At 41.4% G+C, this 23613-nt stretch carries 30 protein-coding genes and 1 pseudogene; 17 read left to right on the top strand and 14 right to left on the bottom strand.

Annotated features, from left to right (window positions below; genetic code table 11):
* Positions 1–12: 12 nt before the first annotated feature.
* Positions 13–1854 carry a beta-N-acetylhexosaminidase gene (locus PHEP_RS13055; RefSeq protein ID WP_015808450.1) on the top strand — a complete coding sequence of 614 codons (1842 nt, stop codon included), beginning with the start codon at positions 13–15 and terminating at the stop codon, positions 1852–1854.
* 829 nt (positions 1855–2683) lie between these two features.
* Here PHEP_RS13055 and PHEP_RS13050 read toward each other — a convergent pair.
* A pseudogene (locus PHEP_RS13050) lies at positions 2684–3160 on the bottom strand (YciE/YciF ferroxidase family protein); the annotation flags it as partial.
* A gap of 313 nt (positions 3161–3473) precedes the next feature.
* On the opposite strand from PHEP_RS13050, the gene PHEP_RS13045 reads away from it, so the two are divergent.
* From PHEP_RS13045 to PHEP_RS13025, 4 genes are all read left to right on the top strand, one after another.
* Positions 3474–4370 (top strand): SDR family oxidoreductase, encoded by an 897-nt coding sequence (locus tag PHEP_RS13045; protein ID WP_015808449.1) that lies wholly within the window; start codon positions 3474–3476, stop codon positions 4368–4370.
* Positions 4371–4479: 109 nt separating this feature from the next.
* Positions 4480–5127 (top strand): hypothetical protein, encoded by a 648-nt coding sequence (locus PHEP_RS13040; RefSeq protein ID WP_015808448.1) that lies wholly within the window; start codon positions 4480–4482, stop codon positions 5125–5127.
* 259 nt (positions 5128–5386) lie between these two features.
* Positions 5387–5647: a hypothetical protein gene (locus tag PHEP_RS13030; RefSeq protein ID WP_015808447.1), complete on the top strand. Its 261-nt coding sequence runs from the start codon at positions 5387–5389 to the stop codon at positions 5645–5647.
* Positions 5648–5664: 17 nt separating this feature from the next.
* On the top strand, positions 5665–5952 hold the full coding sequence (locus tag PHEP_RS13025) for a hypothetical protein (protein WP_015808446.1): 288 nt from the start codon (positions 5665–5667) through the stop codon (positions 5950–5952).
* Between the two features lie 167 nt (positions 5953–6119).
* On the opposite strand, the gene PHEP_RS13020 is transcribed toward PHEP_RS13025, so the two are convergent.
* Both PHEP_RS13020 and PHEP_RS13015 read right to left on the bottom strand, forming a co-directional pair.
* On the bottom strand, positions 6120–6461 hold the full coding sequence (locus tag PHEP_RS13020; RefSeq protein ID WP_015808445.1) for a YtxH domain-containing protein: 342 nt from the start codon (positions 6459–6461) through the stop codon (positions 6120–6122).
* A 19-nt stretch (positions 6462–6480) separates the two neighbouring features.
* Entirely contained in the window at positions 6481–6849 is a 369-nt protein-coding gene (locus PHEP_RS13015) for a SpoIIAA family protein (RefSeq protein WP_015808444.1), read from the bottom strand.
* Between the two features lie 66 nt (positions 6850–6915).
* On the opposite strand from PHEP_RS13015, the gene PHEP_RS21925 reads away from it, so the two are divergent.
* A complete protein-coding gene (locus PHEP_RS21925; protein WP_015808443.1) occupies positions 6916–7053 on the top strand; it encodes an Hsp20 family protein in 138 nt (45 codons plus the stop codon).
* 426 nt (positions 7054–7479) lie between these two features.
* Positions 7480–8049, top strand: coding sequence for a dihydrofolate reductase family protein (locus tag PHEP_RS13010; protein ID WP_036674609.1), 570 nt, complete (start codon positions 7480–7482; stop codon positions 8047–8049).
* Positions 8050–8057: 8 nt separating this feature from the next.
* Here the strand turns inward: PHEP_RS13010 and PHEP_RS13005 are convergent, their stop codons facing one another.
* Positions 8058–8621, bottom strand: a complete 564-nt coding sequence (locus tag PHEP_RS13005) for a type 1 glutamine amidotransferase domain-containing protein (RefSeq protein WP_015808440.1) — start codon at positions 8619–8621, stop codon at positions 8058–8060.
* A 209-nt stretch (positions 8622–8830) separates the two neighbouring features.
* Here PHEP_RS13005 and PHEP_RS13000 point away from each other — a divergent pair, with 209 nt between their 5' ends.
* Complete coding sequence (locus PHEP_RS13000) at positions 8831–9205, top strand: response regulator (protein WP_015808439.1); 375 nt, start codon at positions 8831–8833, stop codon at positions 9203–9205.
* A 42-nt stretch (positions 9206–9247) separates the two neighbouring features.
* On the opposite strand, the gene PHEP_RS22090 is transcribed toward PHEP_RS13000, so the two are convergent.
* Together PHEP_RS22090 and PHEP_RS12995 are read right to left on the bottom strand one after the other, a co-directional pair.
* Positions 9248–9400 (bottom strand): lmo0937 family membrane protein, encoded by a 153-nt coding sequence (locus tag PHEP_RS22090; RefSeq protein WP_015808438.1) that lies wholly within the window; start codon positions 9398–9400, stop codon positions 9248–9250.
* A 60-nt stretch (positions 9401–9460) separates the two neighbouring features.
* Entirely contained in the window at positions 9461–10195 is a 735-nt protein-coding gene (locus tag PHEP_RS12995) for an SRPBCC family protein (RefSeq protein ID WP_015808437.1), read from the bottom strand.
* 152 nt (positions 10196–10347) lie between these two features.
* Here PHEP_RS12995 and PHEP_RS22245 point away from each other — a divergent pair, with 152 nt between their 5' ends.
* Complete coding sequence (locus tag PHEP_RS22245; RefSeq protein ID WP_015808436.1) at positions 10348–10506, top strand: hypothetical protein; 159 nt, start codon at positions 10348–10350, stop codon at positions 10504–10506.
* Positions 10507–10512: 6 nt separating this feature from the next.
* Complete coding sequence (locus tag PHEP_RS12990; protein ID WP_015808435.1) at positions 10513–10968, top strand: ferritin-like domain-containing protein; 456 nt, start codon at positions 10513–10515, stop codon at positions 10966–10968.
* A 133-nt stretch (positions 10969–11101) separates the two neighbouring features.
* Here PHEP_RS12990 and PHEP_RS12985 read toward each other — a convergent pair whose 3' ends face one another.
* Entirely contained in the window at positions 11102–11401 is a 300-nt protein-coding gene (locus PHEP_RS12985; RefSeq protein WP_015808434.1) for a cupin domain-containing protein, read from the bottom strand.
* 214 nt (positions 11402–11615) lie between these two features.
* Between PHEP_RS12985 and PHEP_RS12980 the strand changes: the two genes are divergently transcribed.
* From PHEP_RS12980 to PHEP_RS12970, 3 genes are read left to right on the top strand one after another with little or no spacing between them, the layout of a single operon-like run.
* The gene (locus tag PHEP_RS12980; RefSeq protein ID WP_036674071.1) at positions 11616–11996 is read left to right on the top strand and encodes a DoxX family membrane protein; all 381 of its coding nucleotides are present in this window, start codon (positions 11616–11618) and stop codon (positions 11994–11996) included.
* A gap of 25 nt (positions 11997–12021) precedes the next feature.
* Positions 12022–12339, top strand: coding sequence for an ArsR/SmtB family transcription factor (locus tag PHEP_RS12975; RefSeq protein WP_015808432.1), 318 nt, complete (start codon positions 12022–12024; stop codon positions 12337–12339).
* Positions 12339–12842, top strand: a complete 504-nt coding sequence (locus tag PHEP_RS12970) for an SRPBCC family protein (protein WP_015808431.1) — start codon at positions 12339–12341, stop codon at positions 12840–12842. The genes PHEP_RS12975 and PHEP_RS12970 overlap by 1 nt, the downstream gene beginning before the upstream one ends.
* An 87-nt stretch (positions 12843–12929) precedes the next feature.
* Here PHEP_RS12970 and PHEP_RS12965 read toward each other — a convergent pair whose 3' ends face one another.
* Complete coding sequence (locus PHEP_RS12965; RefSeq protein WP_015808430.1) at positions 12930–13601, bottom strand: DUF6766 family protein; 672 nt, start codon at positions 13599–13601, stop codon at positions 12930–12932.
* 297 nt (positions 13602–13898) lie between these two features.
* On the opposite strand from PHEP_RS12965, the gene PHEP_RS12960 reads away from it, so the two are divergent.
* On the top strand, positions 13899–14156 hold the full coding sequence (locus PHEP_RS12960) for a hypothetical protein (RefSeq protein ID WP_015808429.1): 258 nt from the start codon (positions 13899–13901) through the stop codon (positions 14154–14156).
* Between the two features lie 11 nt (positions 14157–14167).
* Here the strand turns inward: PHEP_RS12960 and PHEP_RS12955 are convergent, their stop codons facing one another.
* Positions 14168–14902 carry a DNA-formamidopyrimidine glycosylase family protein gene (locus tag PHEP_RS12955; protein WP_015808428.1) on the bottom strand — a complete coding sequence of 245 codons (735 nt, stop codon included), beginning with the start codon at positions 14900–14902 and terminating at the stop codon, positions 14168–14170.
* Positions 14903–15045: 143 nt separating this feature from the next.
* Positions 15046–15492 (bottom strand): VOC family protein, encoded by a 447-nt coding sequence (locus PHEP_RS12950; RefSeq protein WP_015808427.1) that lies wholly within the window; start codon positions 15490–15492, stop codon positions 15046–15048.
* A gap of 371 nt (positions 15493–15863) precedes the next feature.
* Between PHEP_RS12950 and PHEP_RS12945 the strand changes: the two genes are divergently transcribed.
* A complete protein-coding gene (locus tag PHEP_RS12945) occupies positions 15864–16310 on the top strand; it encodes a GNAT family N-acetyltransferase (RefSeq protein WP_015808426.1) in 447 nt (148 codons plus the stop codon).
* Positions 16311–16334: 24 nt separating this feature from the next.
* Here PHEP_RS12945 and PHEP_RS12940 read toward each other — a convergent pair whose 3' ends face one another.
* Positions 16335–16622: a hypothetical protein gene (locus PHEP_RS12940; protein WP_015808425.1), complete on the bottom strand. Its 288-nt coding sequence runs from the start codon at positions 16620–16622 to the stop codon at positions 16335–16337.
* Between the two features lie 531 nt (positions 16623–17153).
* Between PHEP_RS12940 and PHEP_RS12930 the strand changes: the two genes are divergently transcribed.
* Both PHEP_RS12930 and PHEP_RS12925 read left to right on the top strand, forming a co-directional pair.
* A complete protein-coding gene (locus tag PHEP_RS12930) occupies positions 17154–18890 on the top strand; it encodes a GMC family oxidoreductase (RefSeq protein WP_015808424.1) in 1737 nt (578 codons plus the stop codon).
* 16 nt (positions 18891–18906) lie between these two features.
* A complete protein-coding gene (locus PHEP_RS12925) occupies positions 18907–19524 on the top strand; it encodes a gluconate 2-dehydrogenase subunit 3 family protein (protein ID WP_015808423.1) in 618 nt (205 codons plus the stop codon).
* 8 nt (positions 19525–19532) lie between these two features.
* On the opposite strand, the gene PHEP_RS12920 is transcribed toward PHEP_RS12925, so the two are convergent.
* The 3 genes from PHEP_RS12920 to PHEP_RS12910 are packed head-to-tail and all read right to left on the bottom strand — an operon-like array spanning position 19533 to position 23602.
* Entirely contained in the window at positions 19533–20804 is a 1272-nt protein-coding gene (locus tag PHEP_RS12920; RefSeq protein WP_015808422.1) for a polysaccharide pyruvyl transferase family protein, read from the bottom strand.
* A 36-nt stretch (positions 20805–20840) separates the two neighbouring features.
* Positions 20841–22214 (bottom strand): SGNH/GDSL hydrolase family protein, encoded by a 1374-nt coding sequence (locus tag PHEP_RS12915; RefSeq protein ID WP_015808421.1) that lies wholly within the window; start codon positions 22212–22214, stop codon positions 20841–20843.
* Positions 22211–23602 carry an alpha-L-fucosidase gene (locus PHEP_RS12910; RefSeq protein WP_015808420.1) on the bottom strand — a complete coding sequence of 464 codons (1392 nt, stop codon included), beginning with the start codon at positions 23600–23602 and terminating at the stop codon, positions 22211–22213. Before PHEP_RS12910 ends, PHEP_RS12915 begins: the two co-directional genes overlap by 4 nt.
* Positions 23603–23613: the final 11 nt, after the last annotated feature.

Here is a 23613-nt window from a genome sequence, read left to right as displayed (position 1 = left end):
AAAAACAGTAAAATGAAGATAATAAACCTGATCCTATTTTTAAGTCTGATATTAAACCAGGTCCATGCACAAATGCCAGGTGAACTCTCCATCATACCACGTCCAACATCAATAAAGCGGCTTAATGATGGCTTTATGATCTCAGCTAAAAGTAAAATATATACTGATTTAAATAATCCCGAACTGGAAAAGATAGCCGGCTTATTTTCTGAACGGTTAAGCTTACAGAACAAATTAACAATTGCCAGGGATGCCGGGCCTAATGTACCCGCCAGAAATCTGATCCATCTGACTTTAAAAAATGCTCCTGATACATTGGGCAAAGAAGGATATATTTTAGCTGTTCAAAAAAACGCCATAACCGTAACTGCAAAAACAGCCAATGGCATTTTTTATGGCCTGCAGTCGCTGCTCCAGTTGATCCCTTTTAAAACAGGGATACCATCAAATGAGGCGTTAATTCCAGGTGTAGTTATTGTCGATAAGCCCCGTTTTGAGTGGAGGGGCTTAATGCTGGATGTGGGGCGATACTTTTATTCAGTTGATTTCATTAAGAAATATATTGATCATATGGCTATGCATAAACTAAATACATTTCACTGGCATCTGACCGAAGATCATGGATGGCGTATCGAAATCAAAAAGTATCCACGTCTTACAGAAATCGGGGCCTGGCGTGAGGGGACCCAATTCAACAGGGCCGCAACACAGATTAACAATACCCCCCATGGCGGGTATTATACCCAAGACCAGATCCGGGAAGTTGTGGCATACGCAAAAGAGCGTTATGTGACCGTTATTCCCGAAATTGAAATGCCCGGGCATTCATTGGCAGCATTAGTGGCTTACCCTGAATTGTCATGTAGTGGCGGTCCGTTCAAAATCCCGGCTAACTGGGGCATCCAAAAAGATGTTTTATGTGCCGGAAATGAGCAGACCTTTAAGTTCCTGGAAGATGTATTGACGGAAGTTGCTGAACTGTTCCCTGCACCCATCGTCCATATTGGAGGAGATGAATGTCCGAAAGACCGCTGGAAAATTTGCCGGAAATGTCAGGCAAGAATGAAAAAGGAAGGGTTAAAAGATGAACATGAACTCCAAAGTTACTTTATAAAACGCATTGAAAATTTTCTGTTGACAAAACGCAAAAATATAATTGGCTGGGACGAGATCCTTGAAGGAGGGCTTGCTCCTAACGCAGCTGTAATGTCTTGGCGGGGGATAACAGGAGGAGTAGCTGCGGCAAGGCAGGGACATAATGTAGTGATGTCACCAACAGCATACATGTATTTTGACTATTATCAGGGAGCACCTTATCTGGAACCCTTAGCAGTTGGAAGTATAGTTTCACTAGATAAAGTTTATTCCTTTGAACCTGTTCCCGCAGCGCTGACAAAAGAAGAAGCAAAATACATCAAGGGCGTACAGGGGAATATCTGGTCTGAATTTATCCACTCTCCGGATAAGGTTGAATACATGACCTATCCGCGTGCTGCGGCATTGGCCGAGGTTGCCTGGACAGACCCGGCAATGAAAAACTGGAATGATTTTAAAAGGCGGATGAACGTTCAGTACAAACGATACTCAGTTCTGGGAATAAACTATGCCAGGAGTGCAATGAATGTTTCCTATAGCCTGATAAAGCATGTAGAAAATGGAACTGCCCTGGTTACACTAAAGACTGATAGCTTTGAACCGGATATCCGTTATACAACAGACGGAACGGAACCAGTTTATGATTCACCAAAATATACAGTCCCTTTCCAGGTTGGTCTTCCAGGTACCATTAAGGCCGCAGTTTTTGACGAAAATAAAAAGCAATACAAGGTCAGTGTTTTTTCTATATTAAAATAATAATGATCCTAATAGGATATCTGTTTTTTGTAAGAGCTGGTGAATTAAAATAGCCTAATCGGCAATTGAATTCATTGCTATAACAATCAAAACCTACACATCAGAAATAGGCGCTTCGAACTTATTGCATTTGGTTCTCGTCAGTAGATTCGTTCGAAATAGGGGAGGGTTACTTATTGTATTTCGATAGGTTGGAACAAACCGATGTTTTTGATTGCCACCTTCAATGTTGCCAGACCAAACTTCCCTAGTAATATCTTTTTGGCGTTCTTCCATAATTTTAAATCTTTAAAGCTATAGGCGGATAAGACCAACCGTTGCCCTTATTCCGGTAGTAGCCACTTCTTTTTCTCTAACAGGCAATTCGTCCGGTATTACTACTGGGCTTTCCGCAATCTTCGGCACTAACGATCTACTTAATCTGGTATATTCCCGGGTCATCATTTAGTGAGGGCTTCACCGAAACGCCAGCGATGGGTAACTTGGATAGCCTGGGGTGCACCTTTAGTTACCGCATGCTTGTATTTGCCATAACAATCCCTGGTGATTACTAGTTATGAAACTGTTATGGCTGTAAATTGGTGTAAGCAGCTGGATACACAGTTGCTTATTCTCTTAAAAGCCTTAGACTATAAACAGTCTAAGGCTTTTAATTTAGTAGAGATAATTATTGTGGCCTTGACGGCATTGAAGTTGTATCTGGTCTACGCGTAGTATCCTGTGCGAAGGTTTGTGGTGCGCTGTCCAGCAAAAGGCAGCCATCAGGGTTGTAATCAATAGCTTTTTTATATTAAACTTTTTAAGTTTACAATAGATTTATCAAGGGTTGTTATTCAGCTGCTGCCTGCTCGTTGACGAAACTCTCGGCAACTTCTGTTAAGGCTATATCGGTTGCCTTTTCGTTTTCAAGAGTAAACTGCAACAATTCGGCTATGTCATTATGCCCCATGTTTTGCGCAAATACGATCAGTGTTCCATAGGTGGCGATGTCGTAGTGCTCTAGTTTTTGTGCTGCAAGGATTAACCCCGCATCACGAATCAGTGTGCCGGTATCGATATCCTCTATAATGCTGTCTGCTTCTTTTAGTAAACCTTCCATGGCATCACATTTTTTTGCCTGGGTTTTTTCATCGAGTAGCTGGAATACCTGCTCCAGGGTAGTGATGTGGTTATTGGTCTCTTCTGTATGTTTTTCAAAGGCGGCTGCAAGTTCTGGACTCGTCGCTGCTTTTTTCATTTTAGGCAGAGCTTTTGCCAAGTGTTTTTCGGCCCAGTAGATGTCTTTGAGTTCATCTATAAAAAAATCCTGTTTTTGATGTTGTTGTTATATTTTAAGTTTTTCGTAGATAAATATTTAATGATTTGCTGTATTATAACCAATTGCGGGTAAATAACCAGCGATAGAAAAAATTGAGACCTATCATCTACGTTTAGTTCGATTGTAGTGGCGGTCTGCTGTTTTCTGGATTAAATGGCCAAAGGACTAGCCGGAGAATTTTAAAAAATAATAAACCGGAATTCTACTTGAATGTTTTATAACGAGCCCACCGGATCTTCCTTAGAGACGCAGTGGAAGTGAATATCAAAAATAGAACAGGACTTCAATTTAAACAATTACTATGGAAAATCAACAGAATCCCTTAGAGAATCCAGCAGAAAAATATCCTAAACCTCCTTTTCCAAAGCAGGACCAACCAGCTCCAGGAACAGAGGGGCGGCTCCGTCCACAGGCAGATCATGGAGAAGAATCCTATAAGGGCAGTGGCAAGCTAGTGGGAAAGAAGGCTATAATAACTGGTGGTGATTCAGGCATAGGCCGTGCGGTGGCAATTGCTTTTGCCAGGGAAGGAGCGGATGTTTTGATCAGTTATCTTGATGATGTGGAAGATGAGGACGCCAATATTACTGCAGGACTAGTGGAAGCAGCCGGCAAAAAGGCAATTTTAGTGAAAGGGGACATACAGGATGAAGCTCATTGCCAACACATTATTGATACGGCTGTAAAAGAATTCGGTGGACTGGATATCCTGGTCAATAATGCAGCTTTTCAGATGGCAAGAAAAACAATGGCTGATATTCCAACTGAAGAATGGGAGCGTACTTTCCGCACCAATATCACTGCGATGTTCTTTTTATGTAAAGCGGCAGAGCCTCACCTTAAACCTGGCAGTAGCATTATCAATACGACTTCAGTAAATGCTTATTCACCAAGTGAGCAATTACTTCCTTATGCGGCCACAAAAGGGGCTATTCAAAATTTTACGGCTAATTTGAGCCAGATTTTGTTGATGGATGGTAAAGGCATTCGGGTAAATGCAGTGGCGCCGGGGCCTATATGGACACCGTTAATCCCTTCTACTATGCCAGAGCACGAAGAATTTGGTAAGGATACGCCTATGAAAAGGGCTGGTCAACCTGCTGAGGTGGCGCCTGCATATGTGTTCCTGGCTTCCCAAGATGCGAGCTATATAGCAGGGGCTACCATACCTGTTACCGGAGGACGGATTACAATTTGATCAACATAGCAGGGGGGACCAAATCAAAAAGCTTTCCTCCGGGTACCTATGGAAAAAACTTGTGCACCACAATTATGATGGTTTAAAAATTAATCTAACCTATAAAAATATGGAAACTAATAAGCTAACCAACGATCCAGGGGCCTCACATGTTCCGCCTCAACAAATCGGATCAGAAATGAATGCGGTGGAAAAGATTGAGCTTTCTTCTGAGGCCGAGGCCGTACATTTTTTTAATATTGTAAAGGAACGTTTACTTGACGTGAACCGCTGGAGGCAGCTTGCGGGTGGGGTAATGTCGGATTTTTTTCTCACCGACGGTGCAGGAAATCCCGTGCAGCGCAAGGCTACCGGCGGGGATCACATCAGAATTGATATACCTGGTCCAGGTTCCCTGGCGGGTGAGGGGTATGATTGGGTCACCATTGAAGAGATCAAATCCGAAATGCTGGATGATGCTGAAGTGCTGAGTATGACGGCCAGACCGTCTGCCAATCCATTGGGTGATAGCAAGGATACTGCGCATTTTTTGACCGATCAGGCTACTTCTACTTTCCAGGTGAAGCGTATTGGTCATACGATTTATGCTGAAGAACATGGCCGTAACGAAGTGCCCAATACAGATACAGATCTTTCCCTGGATAATGTCCGCAATACTTTTGTAGGATGGGGTGCTAAGATAGGGTTTTCTTATCCCCAGTGGAAGGCATTGGTAGAAGGTCTATTAAACAACAATCGAAAACCAGACAAGTTATGAATGGCAATGGTGCTACTCAAGCTTAGCCACGTATATTTCCTGAGGGTAGTTGTTTAATAACGCTTTTTTAGCAGTATTTAAAACTTTTTGCTTGATCGGGAGGTTAATGCCTTGATAGCTAATAGATCGATTAACTCTTAATCCAGTAATTATGAAAACGAAAATCAGCGTTAAATTTTTGCCATACTGTTGGTTTATGTAGGTCTCCTGGCTTGTCAAAATACGGATAGCGCTCAGATTGTGAACTAAATAGGGAATTATGAAAAATATAAAAGCCAATTTACCGGAACAGACAGATCATTCTGTAATTATAAATAAGGATGCTGAATTTGAAAACCAATCAGTGGACCCGGGGTTTGAGTTTGAACCTGGGCCAGACGATCAGCATGATAAAGATAAGGATGAAAAGGAGCGGAAGCCTTTTAAACAGGATGAGCAAGGCACTGATCGCGGCGCTGCCGGATTAGGTGAACTGGATGGCACCAATCCTGGTTCTAATCATCATCCTATGGATAATTAAAACATAAAACTCAATTTATGGATCCTTTTAATATCATTATCAGAGTTGATGGAGCACAGGTAGACATCAATATACATCCTCAGGAAGCTGGCACTTATAAGCTCGTATATCATGGTGCTTTAATCGGGGAAATCTTTATGGGAAGTGATGGTGAAAACTGGGAGGCGATAACTGCCGATGAGTTGCAGCCTGGCGGATTCCCAGTGTATGAATATGATGAAACCTCAGGACACCAGAATATCCTGCTTGATGAGGCTACCGTGCAGGAAATCGGAAGGCAGATTAACAGCCTTGAAGAAAGGTAGCCTAACTGTTGCTGTGATGCAGGCATTTAGTTTTTGATAAACTATACTGAAAGTAAGCAGCGTGAGTGTATTAGATCGCACCAAAAAGTGGCGGATAGGAGCAAGTCGCTCACAAAATCGCCTGGTTTAATCGATTCGGCTGGCCAGTCTTTAGCCAGCCGTGTTCATTACTCAACTATAGCTTTTTTCCAGGCTGTTGTGCCTGCTGAAGGAACTTTGATCTGGGTTGGGTCTTTTCGTTTATTAGTAGGTCCTTGTAAATGCTCAGCATGATTGCGAGCGGTTTTGCGGATGTCCTCAATTAAGTGTTCCTCAAGCTCATTCCCTTCGTACTGTTGTGTGAAATTGAGTTTTTCTGTCAGTAGTTTTCTGGATTCACGCCCTGATCTTGGGGCAAATAATACAGCTATTGCAGCACCTGCTGCAAGTCCCGCTAGTAGTGCAAAGGCAGCCAGGCTGGTTTCCTGCCTGCTTTTAACTGCATTTCTGATGAATTTTTTGTAGTTCATAGGAATAGATTTTATAATGTTATGCTTTATGGCTTAACCAGCCAATTGCTATAGGTAATTCCGATAGTTTGTAGCCTTTTGCCTCTCCGGGGCTGATATAGCTGAAAATGTCCGTGAATTTTTCTACGGCCTGCTGATCGGTGACGATCGCTATTTTTTTCCACTCGGTGAGGTGTTTTATCCCAGCAATCAGGTCTTGTATCCAGGCTCCGGCTGTAAAGTTTTGTACATCAGTTTCCAGTACCAGCAGGTAATAGATTTCTTTGTACTGCTCGCTTTGCTTTTCAAGGCCAGGTAGTAAAACCTGCTGTAAGTCATCTTTGGTGACCTCGCCACTGGCGCGCACGCCGAATATATGATCTGGTAGATCAGGAATAATTGTTAGCATAATCTTAAGGTTTTATAGCATAACAAGATTGGCAGGATATGGTTTTATAATTTTAGACTGGTTTTTATGAAATACAGTTATCGTTCTTTTACCTTTCCGGAAAGCTCCGATGTGAACGGTATTGAAGCAAAGTATCTGGATGGGGTATTGTATTTAGATATCCCTAAGTACGATGGGGCTAAACATATTTCTCGTAAAATTTAGATTAGATAATTATGTTTTTTAAAATTTAGGTTGAAGAGCTGCCTTTAGGGACAGCTTTTTTTATTGTGTGTGATGAAAGCTTTACCAGGTATGTCATGGCTACCTTCTATATCATTCCACCTGACTACTTTGCCATACGGTCAAATCTGGAATGTTTGCCCTAGAGCAGGCCCAGGCACAATTCAACATTAAAAGCTACATTATTACAAGTATTATAGGCGGACTGGTAACAAGTATAATTTTCAGTCTAATCATTTCCGCATTCACCAAATCAAAAACCAAATTAACATGAGCAAAACAAACAAAATAGATGAGATCTCCGATTATTAGAATGGGAAAAACACCCTTTTATTGTCGCAATTGCACCTCACTGAGGTATAGCCTTACTGTTTAAATTTGGTTAACAATTAGATGAATAGAAATAAGATGAGGAAGATTAGAATTTTCGAACATATCTCGCTTGACGGAGTGATCGAGCACGATGGGGACTACACCTATGGGGCATGGACAACACCTTATCGAAGTCCTGAGGGGGCGACAATGCTCTTTGAAGCTTACGGACCGAACTTTGATTTGCTGCTTGGCCGCCATACCTACGATATATTTAGTGGCTTTTGGCCTAATGCCGGAGATTTTCCGATGGCAAATGCGATCAATGCTGCCACCAAGTATATCGCAACACATAGACCCGAAAGCCTGCAGTGGGGACCGGTGCAGGACCTGGATGGGGAGCTTAGTAGTGCCATTCGCGATCTCAAGCTAACTGAAGGGCCCGACCTGATCGTGATTGGAAGTTCAACGCTAACCGCTGTATTGCTTGACAAGGGACTGGCCGACGAAGTGATACTGATTACCTACCCGGTTCTGCTTGGCAGGGGTAAGCGCTTACTCTCGGACAGTATTGATGCAAGAGAACTTACTTTTGTGGATTCCAAGACCACGCCCACTGGTTTGCTCATCAACACATACAGGCACCTTGGGCCGTTAAAAAAATGATCTACTTTTTAGGTGTGTTGCCCTTCATGGACACCCTCTGCGAATTCTTCTACCATTTTGTCATTGAAGGCAGGAAGGTCATCCGGGCTACGGCTGGTAACCAAGCCCTGGTCAACCACAACTTCCTGGTCATACCACTCTGCTCCGGCATTGAGCAGGTCAATTCTTATGGTTTTTGTCGAGGTAAGTTCTCTGCCTTTTACTACTTCAGCTGTGATCAAAACCTGTGGCCCGTGACAGATCGCTGCTACTGGTTTTCCTGCCTCAAAGAATGCTTTCACAAAGGCGATGGTATCATCATTCTTCCTCAATGCATCCGGATTCAAAACCCCACCTGGAATGACTAAGCCCTGATAATCTTCGGCATTGACTTCACTGATGGTCTTATCTACATCAACTTCTATGGTCCACTGATGATCGCCCTTCATGGCCTGTATCTTTCCTGCTGTAGAGGAAATGATATGAACAGTTGCACCTTCCTCCTTTAGCCTTTGCACTGGGCTAGTCAATTCTGTTTCTTCAAAACCGCTTTCTGATAAAACGGCAATGGTTCGATTGCTTAATTGTCCCATAATTACTGTTTTAATGTTCAACTTTAAGTTCTCTGTATACTATACAATGCCAATTTAAACTCTGGATTCCTTGCTCTTTTGATTCCTTGCCTTTTTAAAAACAGCTGGGATTTAAAAAAGTTCTTTAATTGTTCGATCTGCATAAAGCTATTTTTATTGGGTTTGTTTAATAAAATCGTATATTTATTAAGCAAATTATAAATGGGCTTATGGAAACCATTATTGTACAAGATACTGATGCCGCCATTTTGGATGTGCTTACAGAAGCTTTAACGATGGAAGGCTTTGATGTTTTGCCGGTGGCAGATATTGAAGGTGATTTTCTCTCCTTGATAGATCAGCACAGGCCTCACGTGGTAATGCTGGATTACAGATTAAATGGCGAGGCCTGTAAACAAACCTGCTTTCAAATTAAGCAGCGATATCCGCACCTTCCCGTGATTGCAATGAGCTGCAATTACAATATCGACCGTCTATATGGGGCTAACGGTTTCGATGGTTATATACGTAAGCCTTTTGACCTGGATTTGCTGTACACTATACTCAGAAGACATATTCCCGAGCAACAAAGGAAGGACCAGTAATAATACAGACATTTGGCCAGGAATTTCCACAGCCTTTGTGTATTAGGCGGCCCTTCGGATTACGCCCAGGACGACTGCTATGATTGCGATAACGATCAGGATATGAATAATTCCGCCGGTATAGAATCCACCGAAAAAACTGATGGCCCAGATGATGACCAATATGACTGCGATTGTATAAAGTAGATTTCCCATGATGTTGTTTTTTTAAGGTTTATGTATGCTTATAACACTTGCTGAGCGTATTTTGTTTGCCTATAAAGCCAGTCCTGCATATTGTTTGAAATCGTTTTCCTCTGCATAGGTTTTAAAACGTTGAATGTCCTGGCGGATCATGCGTTCAAATATACCGTTGAAAAGCGAAGCGATGCCTCTGCCAACACTACCTGCTGGAGGGAAGTAATCGATTTCTATGTGCAGTTCAGTTCTTGTCCCGTTTAAGGTTTCCCGGAATTCTATCTTCCCTGCATTGTCGATCATCGAACCTTCCAATGACTGCCAGCCCAGATAGGATCCCTTTTCTTCCCTGGTAATTTCGGCATTCCAGTTCAGATCAATCAATCCTCCGGGGGTATTGGCTGTCCAAAAGGATATTTTCTCACTTACTTCTTCGACGCTTTTCAGGTGTTCCATGAATTTAGGGAGATTGGAAAATTCCCGCCAGAAAGCATAAACTTTGTCTATCGGGGCATTGACTACAATATCCTCGGTAATGTTGATGGCCTGGGGATCGGTAGTGTCCTTTCCAAGTTGTTGGTAGACCGGGCATATACCTGTAGCGCCGCGATAAAGCATGAGTCCACCTGCAGCTACTCCCTGAAGTCCGAGAAAGGGGTGTTTACCGATTTTTTTCAGGCTCTTGTACAATAGCCAGCTTCCACCCAACAGGGAAACGATCCGTTCCCCCTGGTCGATGTTTTCTTTTCCATTAGTAGGAAGGCTTAAGGTGCACAGATGTTCCATAATTTGGTTATTCAATTTGTTTTTCATGTGTAGATGATTAAGGGTATGCTTCGATTTGACATCTGCGTATTGAACAATGTTACTGGACTTTGGTTTTAGCGTTATTAAAATTTGTTGAAACTATTGTTCTCCATTCTTTTTTGTCAGGTAACTAATTTTAAACTTATAAAACTCAATTTATGAATCCTTTTAATATCATTGGGAAGCTATTACAGCAGATGAGCTGGAACCCGGAGGGTATCCTGTGTATGAGTATGACGAGAATTCCGGCCATGAGGAAATATTATTGGAATTTTAAACAGAATGCCATTGTTGTTGTTCTTTATGCACAAATATAATATACTATGGAAACAAACAGAGAGATCATCAGCGACCTGAAAGGATTGGTCAATATTGTCAATGACGGGAAAGAAGGTTATGCCACTGCAAGCGAAGCTACAGACAGCGGCGAACTGAAAACTGTATTTTTGAAATATGCTGCGCAGCGTGCGGATTTTGCAGACGAACTTAAGGAACACATTGCTCAGCATGGGGGCGATTCGGATAATCAGGAAGGTGGCATTTTAGGTGCATTGCATCGGACCTGGATTGACATTAAGCAGGCTTTAAATAGTAAGGAAGATGCAGCTATTTTAAGTGCAATTGAGACCGGGGAGAAGGCTGCCATTGAAAAATATGATAAAGTGTTGGAGAACTATGGTTCACATTTAGATCATATTGTATTGTTGCAGCGTCAGCGTACCGGTATTCTGGAAGCTTTGAAAGAAATTGAGACCTATCATCTGCGCTTGGTACGATAACAGGTTATTTTAACCCAGGTTCACTATTCTACTATGGCTTTTTTCAGGCTACTGTGCCGGCGGAAGGGACTTTGATTTGCATAGAATCTTTTCGTTTACTGCTGATGCATAAGTGGGTTTGCTGGGGTTTAAACTATGATTCTGGTTCTTTTTTAATGGTCTGCATGGATTCCAGTTCAAAGCTAAGGTTGACTGAGCGCTCGCCTTTAGGCCTGGTGCGGTGCAGTACGTTGGCGGGGATGGTGTAAAGCTGTCCGGGGCTGAGTTCGATAAGCTGATCCTGGAGTTCTATAATCAGCTGGCCTTCCAGGCAGAGGAAACTTTCATCTGAATTGGGATGGTAATGCCAATAATAAGGCAGGGTCATGATGCTTATTCTGATGATGTGGTCGTTTACCATATTCAGGGGCAGATTGTGGTATTTGCCGCTCACTGTTTTGCTGATCTAATTTAGGTCGATTAAGGTTAGTGCTTCCATATCCATGAAACATTTTTCTGGTTGATTATGTTTAACCTCTGCAAGGTTGGTTTTAATCCAACCTGCTACTAAAAGTAGGAGAGAGTAATTTTTTTGAAAATAAATTTGTGCAACTGATCGGTTGCTTTTATATTTGCAACCAATTGGTTTACTATTTAAATAAATTACAATGAAGAAAAGGATAATTTTTGTTTTATGTCTGCTCACTGGCCTGATGTTTATTAATGCGGGATTGGATAAATTCTTTCATTATATGCCGATACCAAAGGAAATGCCTGAAAAAATGGTGCAAGCCGGAAAAGCGTTTATGGAGATAGGCTGGCTTATGCCGTTGGTTGGTTCCATTGAAATACTCGGAGGTTTATTATTGATCTTTGACAGAACAAGGGCTCTTGGTGCGATAGTAATTTTACCTGTTTTAACAGGTATTCTTCTTGCCAACATCAATATGGCACCATCGGGTTTGCCTATCGTATTTGTATTGATCGGCATTATCCTGTGGGTGATTATTGACAATAGGGAAAAATACCTGCCAATGATCAAAGGATAAGTTTAACTATTCAAGATCATAATCAATGAGAAGAGATATTTTTCAAGCGGTAGCTGATCCAACCAGAAGGGCCATTATAGCGTTAATTGCATTACAAGCAATGACACCCAGTGCCCTTGCCGAGCATTTTGACACTACCAGGCAAGCCATATCAAAACATTTAAAAATATTGACTGAATGTGAATTAGTGAAACAGGAACACCAGGGACGGGAAATTCATTATCAGCTTGAAATTGATAAAATGAAAGAAATAGACAGCTGGCTGGAACAATTCCGTAAGATCTGGGAGACCCGTTTCCAACAACTAGACGATCTTTTATTAACCATTAAAAAGAAAAAATAATGAAACACAACCTACAATTCGACTTCATTGCTGAGAAGGCAAAAAATACGCTGACCATCAGGCGTGAATTTTTAGCTGACCGACAACTGGTTTGGGACTGTTATACCAAGGCCGAACTGCTGAACCAATGGTTCGCTCCAAAACCATTAACTACAAAGACAAAGTCAATGGACTTTCGCGAAGGCGGTTTATGGCATTACGCAATGGTAGAACCCAATGGCACTGAATATTGGGGTTTGACAGAATACCTGAAGATTAAACCGATAGATTTTTATACAGCCTTAGACGCTTTCTCTAATGCAGAAGGTGAAATAAATGAAGACTTACCCCGCGCAGAGTGGCTGGTAAATTTTATGGACAAGGATGACAATGCTCTTGTAGAAACCATAGTAACCTACAAATCCCTTGCCGACCTGGAAACGGTTATACAAATGGGAATGGAACAAGGTATGATTGCAACTCTTGAAAAATTAGATGAATTATTGTTGATCTTAAAGAAATAAAATTAATGATAATTTATTTCTTTAAACAGGCTTTGAATATAATTCAAAGCCTGTTTTTATTGGTAAGTGCCTGAATTGTTTAGTTAACTATTTACCGGTTTCCAGGTGCGGGGAATCGACAGGTTTTGATTCCGGAGAGCCTTTCTGTCGAAGGTAAATGGTTAAAAATACAATAGAAGCTACGGATAGGAATTCGCTTTGCCAGTTCTGAAAGGTCTCAAACCAGAATTCAGGTTGTCCCAGGTAGTCCATGACACTTGATGTGGGTAAGTGTTTGGTGATTTGCTCTACATTGTGGTTCTGCCAGCTTCCATAGAAATGTAATCCCCAGCTGGCAAAGAACAGGGTCCCGAAGCAGATCGATAGAGAATTGCTGTAGAGTTTCAGGATCCAGCCCCCTTGTTTGACTGGCCAGGGGGCATCATAATAAGCCTGTGGGGTGCGATCTACTTCTTCAGGCTCATCAAGTTGTTTGGATTCTGCTGAACCTATTTGCCGGAGTGATATGGTCAGAAGTACATATAGGGACATTTGCAGAAATTCGCTCTCGAAATTCTCGAAAGTAGCTGAGATGAAATGTCCGCTTTTCAGGTAACTGCCCAGTCCGATCTGTTGCGCATTGTTTTCTTTCAGATCCTGGTTGTGTTGTTTCCAGCCGGTCAATGCCTGCGCACCAAGTGTTACGATAAACAAAAGTAGAAAAACGATGGTGAGCCCGTTACGGTAGAAATAGGAGCGATTGGTAGGATTTGCTTTCATGTATTAAATTTATAAATATGAATTGTGATTGATTTGACGTTCCTGAGGCAATACAACCTCAAGAAATGTTTTTTGTTTAATTTATTTTAAAAAATATTTAACAATTGTATTAGTGTTGTTGATTTCCTGTTTTAGCTGGTCAATTTGTTTTTATGCTTTTTTCATCAGTATTTAAAACTTTTTGACCAATGTGGAAGTTAAAGGCTTGGTAGTTAACGCATCACTTAAACGCTATTATAATTATGGAAACCAGAAACAGCTTTAAAATTTTTGCTGTCCTGCTAAAGAATTGAACTTATGGGAAAAATAGCAGAAGAATGGGAACCTTTTGAGATTCAGGTGACCATCGAAGGAGAAATCAAATCATTGTTAGTGGTTCCTGCCAGAGAAGAACCCAAATATGAGGTTTTTGATCAGCTTACCTCACTTGGACTGATCTGGCAGGAGATTGGCAAAACCGGAAAAATTTGGTGTGGGGAAGGTATAGTGGTTAGAGCTTTAGTGGCTGAGCTAGGTGAACAGGTAGAAAATTACCTAAATAATAAACCGGTATAACTGCTCTACTGTTAATGATATAGTATTTGACAAACCGGGCAAAAAAACGTTCTTCTTTTGGTTTTTCCAAGGTATGATTTGATCAGCGGATGTTTAAGCGGACAAAATTGCCTGGTGTTTACCAGCCAGTGTTTTTTCAGGACATGGGCTTTTTTCCAATTCAGAAAATCAAAACTGTACTGTCTGGCTTCTGTTATCAGTAATTTAAGTTTAGCTACTGGAATTGAGTCGATTACACTTGATGGGTGAATACCCACCCTATAAAGAACTTCGTTCTTTATAATATTGCCCAGGCCTGAAAAGATTTCCTGGTCCAGTAATAGGTCACAGATCAATGCTTGCGACTTTGTTTTCATTTTTTTTAAGGCTTTTTTAGGATCCCACTGCTCAGCCATGATGTCAGAAGACCAATCGTAGTTTACATTAACATCACCTTCAACATATTTTAAAGAGCATGTGTAGAAATTGAGTTCCGCATTTTCAAATGATAGACTTAGTCTTGCAGGAGTCTGTTTACGTTCGTTGATTCGATAGGTTCCAAACATCATGAAATGTATCCGGAGGCTGAAATTTTCAAAGCAAATCAGGAAATGCTTGCCCCAGCTTTTAAAGGCCTTTACTTTGTGATGGAGCATTCTATCTTTCTCGATTTTTGTATTTCCGCTAAGAGCTATAACCTCTTGTCCTTCCAAATCAAGTTCTTCAATAAGTTCTCTTAAAATCACTATAGATGGTCCTTCTGGCATATCAAATCATATATCTGGTATTGATCAACACCCAACTGATTAGATAAGTTTGAAAATTATTTTAAACGCAATCGATGTTTTAGCTGGGGCTACCATAGTGAATCATAGATCCTTTTAATATATCATGGTGCCAGCGTATTCCTTCATGGAAGTGATGGTATGAGGGGAGTGGGGTTAAATTCCACCATCCATTCAATGCCATATTTGTCTCTAAACATACCAAAATATGAACCCCAGGGGCTATCGGTAATAGGCATTTCGATTGTTCCACCTACGGAAAGGCCATTGAATAATTTATCAGCTTCGTCTTTACTTTCTGTATTTATTGAAATTTTACTTCTATGCTCATTCTCATTTACTTTTCCCATAAATTCGGGAACGTCATTAGCCATCAATACATTATGTTTACCAATTGGCAAAGCGATGTGCATGATTTTATTTTCCTCTTTTTCTGCTATGGGAAATTCAGCGCTTGCCAGGTCCTTGAAACGAATGATCTTTGTGAACTCTCCGCCAAAAACTGATTTGTAAAAAGTAAATGCTTCTTCAGCATTTCCGTTGAAATTAATATGTGGATTGATAAGTGTCATAACTTTTTATCTTTTGTTGTATTCAAATGTACTGCTTAACTGCAAAATAAATAGGGTGTGAAAACGACAAAAAGGAGTTTTTTTGCGTTGAGAGGTACCCGCTGAAGTGGGAGCGTAAGGCCTATTTTTATGGGTAAATGCTTGATTTTGAAACGTCACTATGAAAACTTATTATCATGGCTGTTTACAGCACATATACACTGCAGAATCGATAAACTGGGGCATATACTATGCCACAATGTATCTAACATTATAGGTTTTTGAGGGTGATGCTGAAATAAATGATGCTGAAATAAATATACAAATCATATATTTAAACAATTGAAAACGACTTAGAAAATCTTAAATAAAAAGGATGGGTTGGTAAAGACATGATAAATTGTAGTATACAAAAAACAAAGGATACTGCTCATTTTGACGCTTTGATCAGGCTATTTGAAGAAGTTTTTGAAATGAAAGACTTTGTAATGCCCCCTGCAGATCATCTGGAGAGGTTACTGGCCAGGGATGATTTTTTTGTATTTGTAGTGCTCCGGGATGGCGAGGTAATCGGCGGCTTAACAAGTTATACTTTGCGGCAATATTATTCCACATCGCCATTGGTGTATATTTATGACCTCGCGGTAGCTACTGCATACCAGCGTAAAGGTATTGGTAAGATGCTGATAGCAGCTATCCAAAATTACTGCAAAAATATAGGCGTAGAAGAAGTATTTGTACAGGCAGATGTGGCAGATGATTATGCCCTGGATTTCTATCGTTCTACTGGTGCAACAGGGGAGGATGTGGTACATTTTTATTATCCCTTAAAATCTTAATTTAAACCTATATAGGTTTACTACTTAATTTTTTGATTTTGTATTTGATTTGACGGATACACCTGATTCATTGATCGCTCTTGAAGCCGGATTGTAAAGCGGATTTTTTTCAATATTGCCGGAAGGTATATAAAGTGGGTTAACCGCAATCGCATTTGAATCACCTGCCTTATTGCTTTTTAGAACTTCGACTCTTCTTCTTTCCGCTGCATTTTTGGTGCTGTCTGCATGGTTGGTAGTTGGTTGGCCACTCCCTAATAAGGGAATTAGAAAACGATAGCGGAGCAGATTTAGAGAAATTTCCTGAGGCATCGGCTACAGCATCAATTGGTGCTCCTACCTGATTGCCGCCTCTCTTGACCACAATTGTTACTTTTTGACCAGCAACTCCTCCATTTCCTGATATTGCGATAATGGCCGCTGCCACATTTGAGGAGTAAGTGATTTCTTTTATTAATTTATAGCTGTAAAGGTATCATTGTCCTTCTCTTCCATCCAATTATATTCAATTTCAAACGCAACTTGCCTTGCAAATTCACTCCCGTGTCTATCGCTTAAAAAGCCTAAAGCCATGTCCATTCCAGCACTTACGCCAGAAGAAGTATAAAATTTTCCATCAATAGTCCAGCGTGCTTTTTTATTCCATAATACATTTGCGCCACACTTACCAATTCGAAGACCGAGTAGGTTATTTGCTGATTTGTTAAAAATAGTTTCTGCCCGTATTAGAACGGGAGCTATTTAAATTACGTTTTTCCTCAAAATAAAATTGAATCTTTAAATAAACTGTTTAAATTGTAATCATCCAGGATGAGAGACCTGATTTGATGAAAACCAAATTAAATGAACGAATTCGAAATAAAAAAAACGGGTATCGAGTACGATGCCATTGTAGTAGGATCGGGTGCCGGCGGCGGAATGGCCGGATATGTACTTGCCAATGCAGGCCTAAAGGTTTTAATGCTCGAAGCTGGTGCTTATTTTGATCCCCGTATAGATTCCCAGCAATTAAAATGGCCCTGGGAATCACCAAGAAGAGGTGCCAATACTATACGGCCATTTGGTGATTTTGACGGTTCTTATGGTGGTTGGGAGCTGGAAGGAGAACCTTATACCCAAAAAAATGATTCTGAATTTGCATGGTACCGGTCAAGAATGCTTGGTGGACGTACCAACCACTGGGGACGCATTTCTTTAAGAATGGGCCCCGATGATTTTAAACCGAAAGACGGACTTACGGATGAATGGCCACTTACTTATCAGGAGTTAAAGCCATTTTATGATAAGGTAGACCGGATGATCGGTCTGTATGGTACGGTTGAAGGAATAGAAAGTGAACCTGATGGTATTTTTATGACACCACCGAAGCCAAGGCTTAATGAACTTTTTATTAAAAAGGCCGCGCAAAAGGTTGGCGTGAAAGTGATACCTGGCAGAGGTGCCGTACTAACGGAAGCTTTGTCCAATAATAAAGACCGTGCACCTTGTTTTTATTGCGGACAATGTGGCCGGTCATGCAAGGTATATGGCGATTTTTCATCATCATCCTGTTTGGTTATACCCGCAGTTCATACAGGTAACCTGACAGTAATTACCAATGCGATGGTAAGGGAAGTCTTAACGGATAAAACTGGCCTGGCAACTGGGGTATCTTATGTAAATACCAAGGATATGCAGGAGTACCAGGTTCGTGGTAAAACTATTATTTTGGGTGCCAGTGCTTGTGAATCTGCACGCTTGCTGCTCAATTCCAGATCAGTTGCCCATCCGGATGGTTTGGCGAATAATAGTGGGGTGGTAGGGAAATACCTTCACGATTCTACCGGTGCCAGTATGGGTGGTTATTTGCCGCAGTTGCTGGACCGGAAAAGGTATAATGAAGATGGTGCAGGTAGTGTGCATATCTATTCTCCATGGTGGCTGGACAACAAGAAGCTTGATTTTCCGCGGGGTTATCACATAGAATATGGTGGTGGATTTGGAATTCCTGGTTATAACTTTGGCTGGGGGATGGAAAAGAAAAATGGAACAGTACCGGGTAGGGATGGAAAGATGAAACCAGCGGGCGGATATGGTACAGGTCTGAAGGACGATTATCGTCGTTTTTTTGGCAGTGGGGTGTGGATGGCGGGCAGGGGGACAGCCATTGCCAGGGAAAGCAATTATTGTGAAATAGATCCCAAGGTGGTAGATAAATACGGTATCCCTGTACTTCGGTTCAATTATAAATGGGCACCTGAAGAAGTGAAGCAGGCAAGGCACATGCAGGAAACGTTTAAAGAGATTATGCATGCAATGGGGGCTGTTGCAAATGAGCCCCCTGGTGCGGATACCAATTATGGTTTGGAGGCACCAGGTAAAATTATCCATGAGGTAGGAACGGTAAGAATGGGCGATGACCCAAAAAAATCTGCCTTAAACAGGTGGTGTCAGGCGCATGATTGTAAAAATCTATTTGTAGTAGATGCTGCTCCTTTTGTTCAACAGGGCGATAAAAACGCAACCTGGACTATTTTAGCCTTGTCTATGCGTACTGCTGAATATATTTTGCAGCAAAAAGAAAAATTAAACATTAGCTGATCAGATTAAATAGATAATGAATAGACGCGATTCTTTAAAAGCCATTGGCTTAACAGCAATAAGTGCAGGAATGGTTATAGAAGCCTGCAAACCTGGTAAAGAAAAAACATCAAAAGTTGAAGATGGAGCCCAGCCTGGGAGGCAGGCCTTTGAAATAGAACGTGATAAGCAGTTAAACAGCTATAAGTTTTTTAACGACCATGAAATGGCTACGATAACTGTATTGGCCGACATTATTATTCCTAAAGATGATAAATCTGGCAGTGCATCGGAAGCTAAAGTGCCCGACTTTATAGAGTTTATTGTAAAAGATATACCTTCACATCAGACACCCATGCGCGGCGGCCTGAAATGGCTGGACCTGCAGTGTTTAAACAGGTTCCAAAAAACCTTTAAAGATGCTTCTGCAAGCCAGCAGATTGAAATGGTAGATGACATTGCCTATCCGGAAAAGGTTAAACCAGGATTGGAGCAGGGTGTTGCATTTTTTACCCTGATGCGTAACCTTACTGCTTCCGGATTTTATACTACAGAAATGGGTGTAAAAGACCTTGGTTATATAGGAAATGCACCAAACCGTTGGGAGGGGGTACCTGCGGATGTTTTAAAACAGTATGGCATGGAAGATGTGTAGCTTTAATGTTAGCTAACATCCATAAGGCGATGAATGGATTTTTTTTGTCTGTAGGTCACAAAATCCTTTGCTTTTGCCAGTTTTTTCTTTGCGCTGAAATAATCCCGGTGAATTTCCATTAGTGCATCCCCAATCTGGTTACCGCTTGTAAAATCGATTTCAAAAAGCCATTCGGGCAAGCCTATGTCGGCCCACATTTGCCCTTTCCGTGTATCTGTAGGTTGCCTTAAATGGATTGCAGGTACACCTGATGAAAACGCTATGATTGGGGAATGCATCTCGAAACTGATCAGTGCCCTTGCCTGCGCATATACCGATTGTGCTTCGTCAGGAATCCAGTATTTATCACGCCATACCACATGTTTTTTTACATCTTCAGGAAGTGGGTCAACTAATATTTCTTTGGATAGCTCTACCTGATAAATCACTTCCGGACAGGCCAATACCTTTAAGCCTGTTTCCCTTACCCACCTGATGATCACCTCACGAAGTTTAGCGTGGTCTACATCTTTATAATACTGCGAGATCATGTATTTCTTTGCTTCCTCTTCAGTAGGTTTTAGTCCTTTCATTTTCCAGTAGGGGGTATACCTAAGACGCGGAATTACGCAGATAAATTCTCCCTTATTTAAACCCGCTGATTGTAAGTAATTGCTTGCAAGCTGATCATTTCTAAGGTTAATTGCAAAAGTAGCGTCCGGGGCAAACTCGGTTACAGGACATTTAGAATGTAGTGATTTTAAATAATCCAATGAGGCTGTATCCCTGCAATAGATAAATGAAGCTTTGTTGATTAAACTTAAAGCGGCCACATCAGCATCAACCAGCGAAATTCCGTACATGCCAAAAGGTTTGCCGGTTTGCTTATGCCAGGCTGCAAGGTCTGCCGGAACAACTATCCAGGGCCCTGAACCATGTACCATGATGTCGCAATTTTCAAATACCTGCTGCAATTCCGGTGTTGTTGGCTTTCCTTCTGCATCAATCTTTCCCTCTGCAATTTTTAGTTTATTAAAGCTCTTCTTTAACAACACATCCACTCCGTTCTCCAGGTTGTTTGGCCATAGCGTTACCTCCGCCCCAGGTAAGTAGGTATTAAACAGCTCCATAATACCAAACGTATGGCCTATGTCGCCAATGTTTACAGTTTGCCATGACGAGCGCAATAAGATTTTTGCGGCAGGTTTAATGTAACCATTGTTTACAGCAGCCAGTAGTGGGGCAGCAACAGGAAGTGCGGCAAATGCTGCTATGTTTTTTATAAAATTCCTTCTTTCCATTTTCAGGTTTTATTTTCTCAACGTTCTCAACGTTCTTTAGGGTTGTTTCTCAATTTTAAAAAGATGTGGCTTTGGCTGGTTTACCTGGTAAATAGTGGCAGCAAGTAAGGGTAATTTTTTTAAGGTTTCTGCCTCAGCGCCCTTCTTTAAAATGTAGTTCTTAAATTGTTTCTGGTAATATTCATAATGCCCGCCATCTTTTAAAGTTTCCAATCTTTTAACAAGGTATTGTTCTACTACATTCAGATCAGATTGATCTTTAAGGCCGGACAGCTGCGTAAATTCAACAAACCTAAGATTGCGTATCACTGCTTCCGTATCCCGGTATTTTAAGCAGGCATCCATTACTTTCATGGCCTGCTGGTATTGGGGTGTGTTTTGGTAAACGGCAAGGTTAATTCCTGTCGAAAGGGCTTCTGCACTGAAAGTTGCTATCAAAGCGTCGTCAATAAAAAGATTATAGCTTCCAGGTGTTAAGTGTTTTACCTGCAGCAACTCTGTGTTAAACTCTTCGTTAAAAGGTATCCAGCTGAGCGCTTTTTTTGCGGATTCTTTAACCGGACAGGGTAGACTTTTTTCAATACATTCAAAAGTTAAGCGGTTGTTTTTACTGGATTGTTTTTTTATTTCTGCATTAAAGCTATTTTTTTGAGAAGCCGCCAGACTATTTTCGATCACAAGCTTTGATACATATTGAGGTGCTTTCGTGTCTTTAAGGAACTGGTAGGTCATTACAAAGTGACCTGCAGATAAGGGGTGTACCCTGTCTTTACCGATGATGGTAAAAGCAGGGTCTTTTAGCTGCTCTTCTTTATTAATGCGGAGCAGAATGGTTTGAAAATCTACCAATCCGGTATGGTACTTTTCTGACAGAACCCGCATTTGCCGGGCACAACGCTGCAGGGCATCGTTAACACCATACAGGTTTTCTGTTTCTATAACTGCCGTCTGATCATAAATTGAAGGCTGAAGGAGGATAACATTGCCAACCCGCTTTTTTAAAATACCGACTGCAGCATCAGTATTGTCATTGTATTCGGCCAATGCCTTTTCCTTCAAGGTATTGCTGGCCTGGTTTTTTCCATAAAGATCACGTTTCACATCGTTCATTCCAATCATCATTACCACATGTGTTGGCTGATGGGACAGGATATCCCGGTCCATCCTTTTTAAGATTCCACCGGCAACATCGCCCGATATTCCACAATTGTAAAAGCGTATTTGCGTATTCGGGAACCGTGTGGCATAATACATCCACAGATCATTGTAATATTCCCCGTTATTGGTAATGCTGTTCCCTACAAAACAAACCTTACTACCGGAGGGAAAAAGGGGTTTGTTGACATTCTGTGTAAACCCATCTAAGGTTTGGATGAACAGCGCAAAAGCCAGAATTAATTTAAACTTCATATCACTTTTACTTTAAATACCCAGGCATACTGGCATGGCATTGTTGCCGGATTCAGGATGGGAGGGATTATGTGTAATTCTCCTCTCTTTATCTCCGACTTGACAGGTGTAGCGGAACCCAGCAAACTAACTTTGCCTGCCTTTTTAATCGTTCCGATTGTCATATCAGTTTGTGGCCATTTTGTGCATATTATATAAATATCTTTACCTTTTTGGGTGTAAAAAATACCTTTGTCCTTTTGGTTTGCTGCCCCGCCTATCCAGGAACTGCTGCCGTATATGGCCTCTCCGTTCACCTTTAGCCAGGCACCTATATCCAGCAGGCGCTCCTGCATAATTATAGGGATTAAGCCATTGGCATCCGGACCAATATTGAGCAGCAGGTTACCGCCATTACTCACTTTATCAATCAGTAGGTCTACCAGCTGTTTACTTGTAAAATAATGCTCCAATGTTTCAAACCGGTTAAAACCATAAGAGGTACCTATGCCACGGCTCTCTTCCCATGGATGTGCTGCTTTTTCGCCAATACCTTTGGCATCGTGTACCAGGTCATATTCGGTAGTGTAATAGCCGCCATGTTTACTGCGGGTTTCTTTTCCCCATCGGTCATTGACAACAACTGTGTTTTTTACCGCCGATTCGTTATACAACCAGGAAAGGAATTGGGGACTCCTGAGTTTTTCTGATGGGTAATCCCATTCTCCATCTGCAAAGATCACCTCTGGCTTATATCGGGTTACGAGGTCCTTCATTTGAGGTGACATGTGGTTTTCTACATAATTGTCTATGGTTTGGGGCTTATAAAGCGGGTTGTTCCATTCTAGCAATGAATAGTAAAAACCCATTTTTAAGCCTTTGTCTTTAACTGCATTTGTAAGATCGCCAGCCAGATCACGGTGAGGCCCGGCATCCACACTGTTCCATTTATTACTTTCAGCACTTGGCCATAAACAAAATCCATCATGGTGCTTGGAAGTCAACACCACATATTTTGCCCCAGATTTAGCAAACAGATCGGCCCATTCTTCTGGCTTAAAGTATTCTGCTTTAAACATTGCCGCAAAATCACTGTATTTAAACTGCTCCCCATAAAATTGCTTATGGTGGTCGGTAAATAATTTATTGCCTTGTATCAGCCTGTTTTCGTAATGTTCCGCATATTTTTCGTAAACTCCTTTAACCTCGTTAACAGGTGCGTAAGCCGGAACGGAGTACAGGCCCCAATGAATGAAAATACCGAACTTGGCATCAGTCCACCAGCTGGGGGTCTGCCTTTTATCGAGCGACTGCCATTCCGGCTGATAGGTTTGGGCAAAATTGCCGGGGGATATAGTCATCAGGAATAATGACACGCTGAGTGTGATGTAAAATGTATGCTTCTTCATTATATAATCTC

The organism is Pedobacter heparinus DSM 2366, from assembly GCF_000023825.1.
GTDB classification, from domain to species: Bacteria; Bacteroidota; Bacteroidia; order Sphingobacteriales; family Sphingobacteriaceae; genus Pedobacter; species Pedobacter heparinus.
The sequence above is the reverse complement of the archived record's forward strand: the minus strand, read 5'-3'. Positions and strand labels throughout refer to the sequence as shown.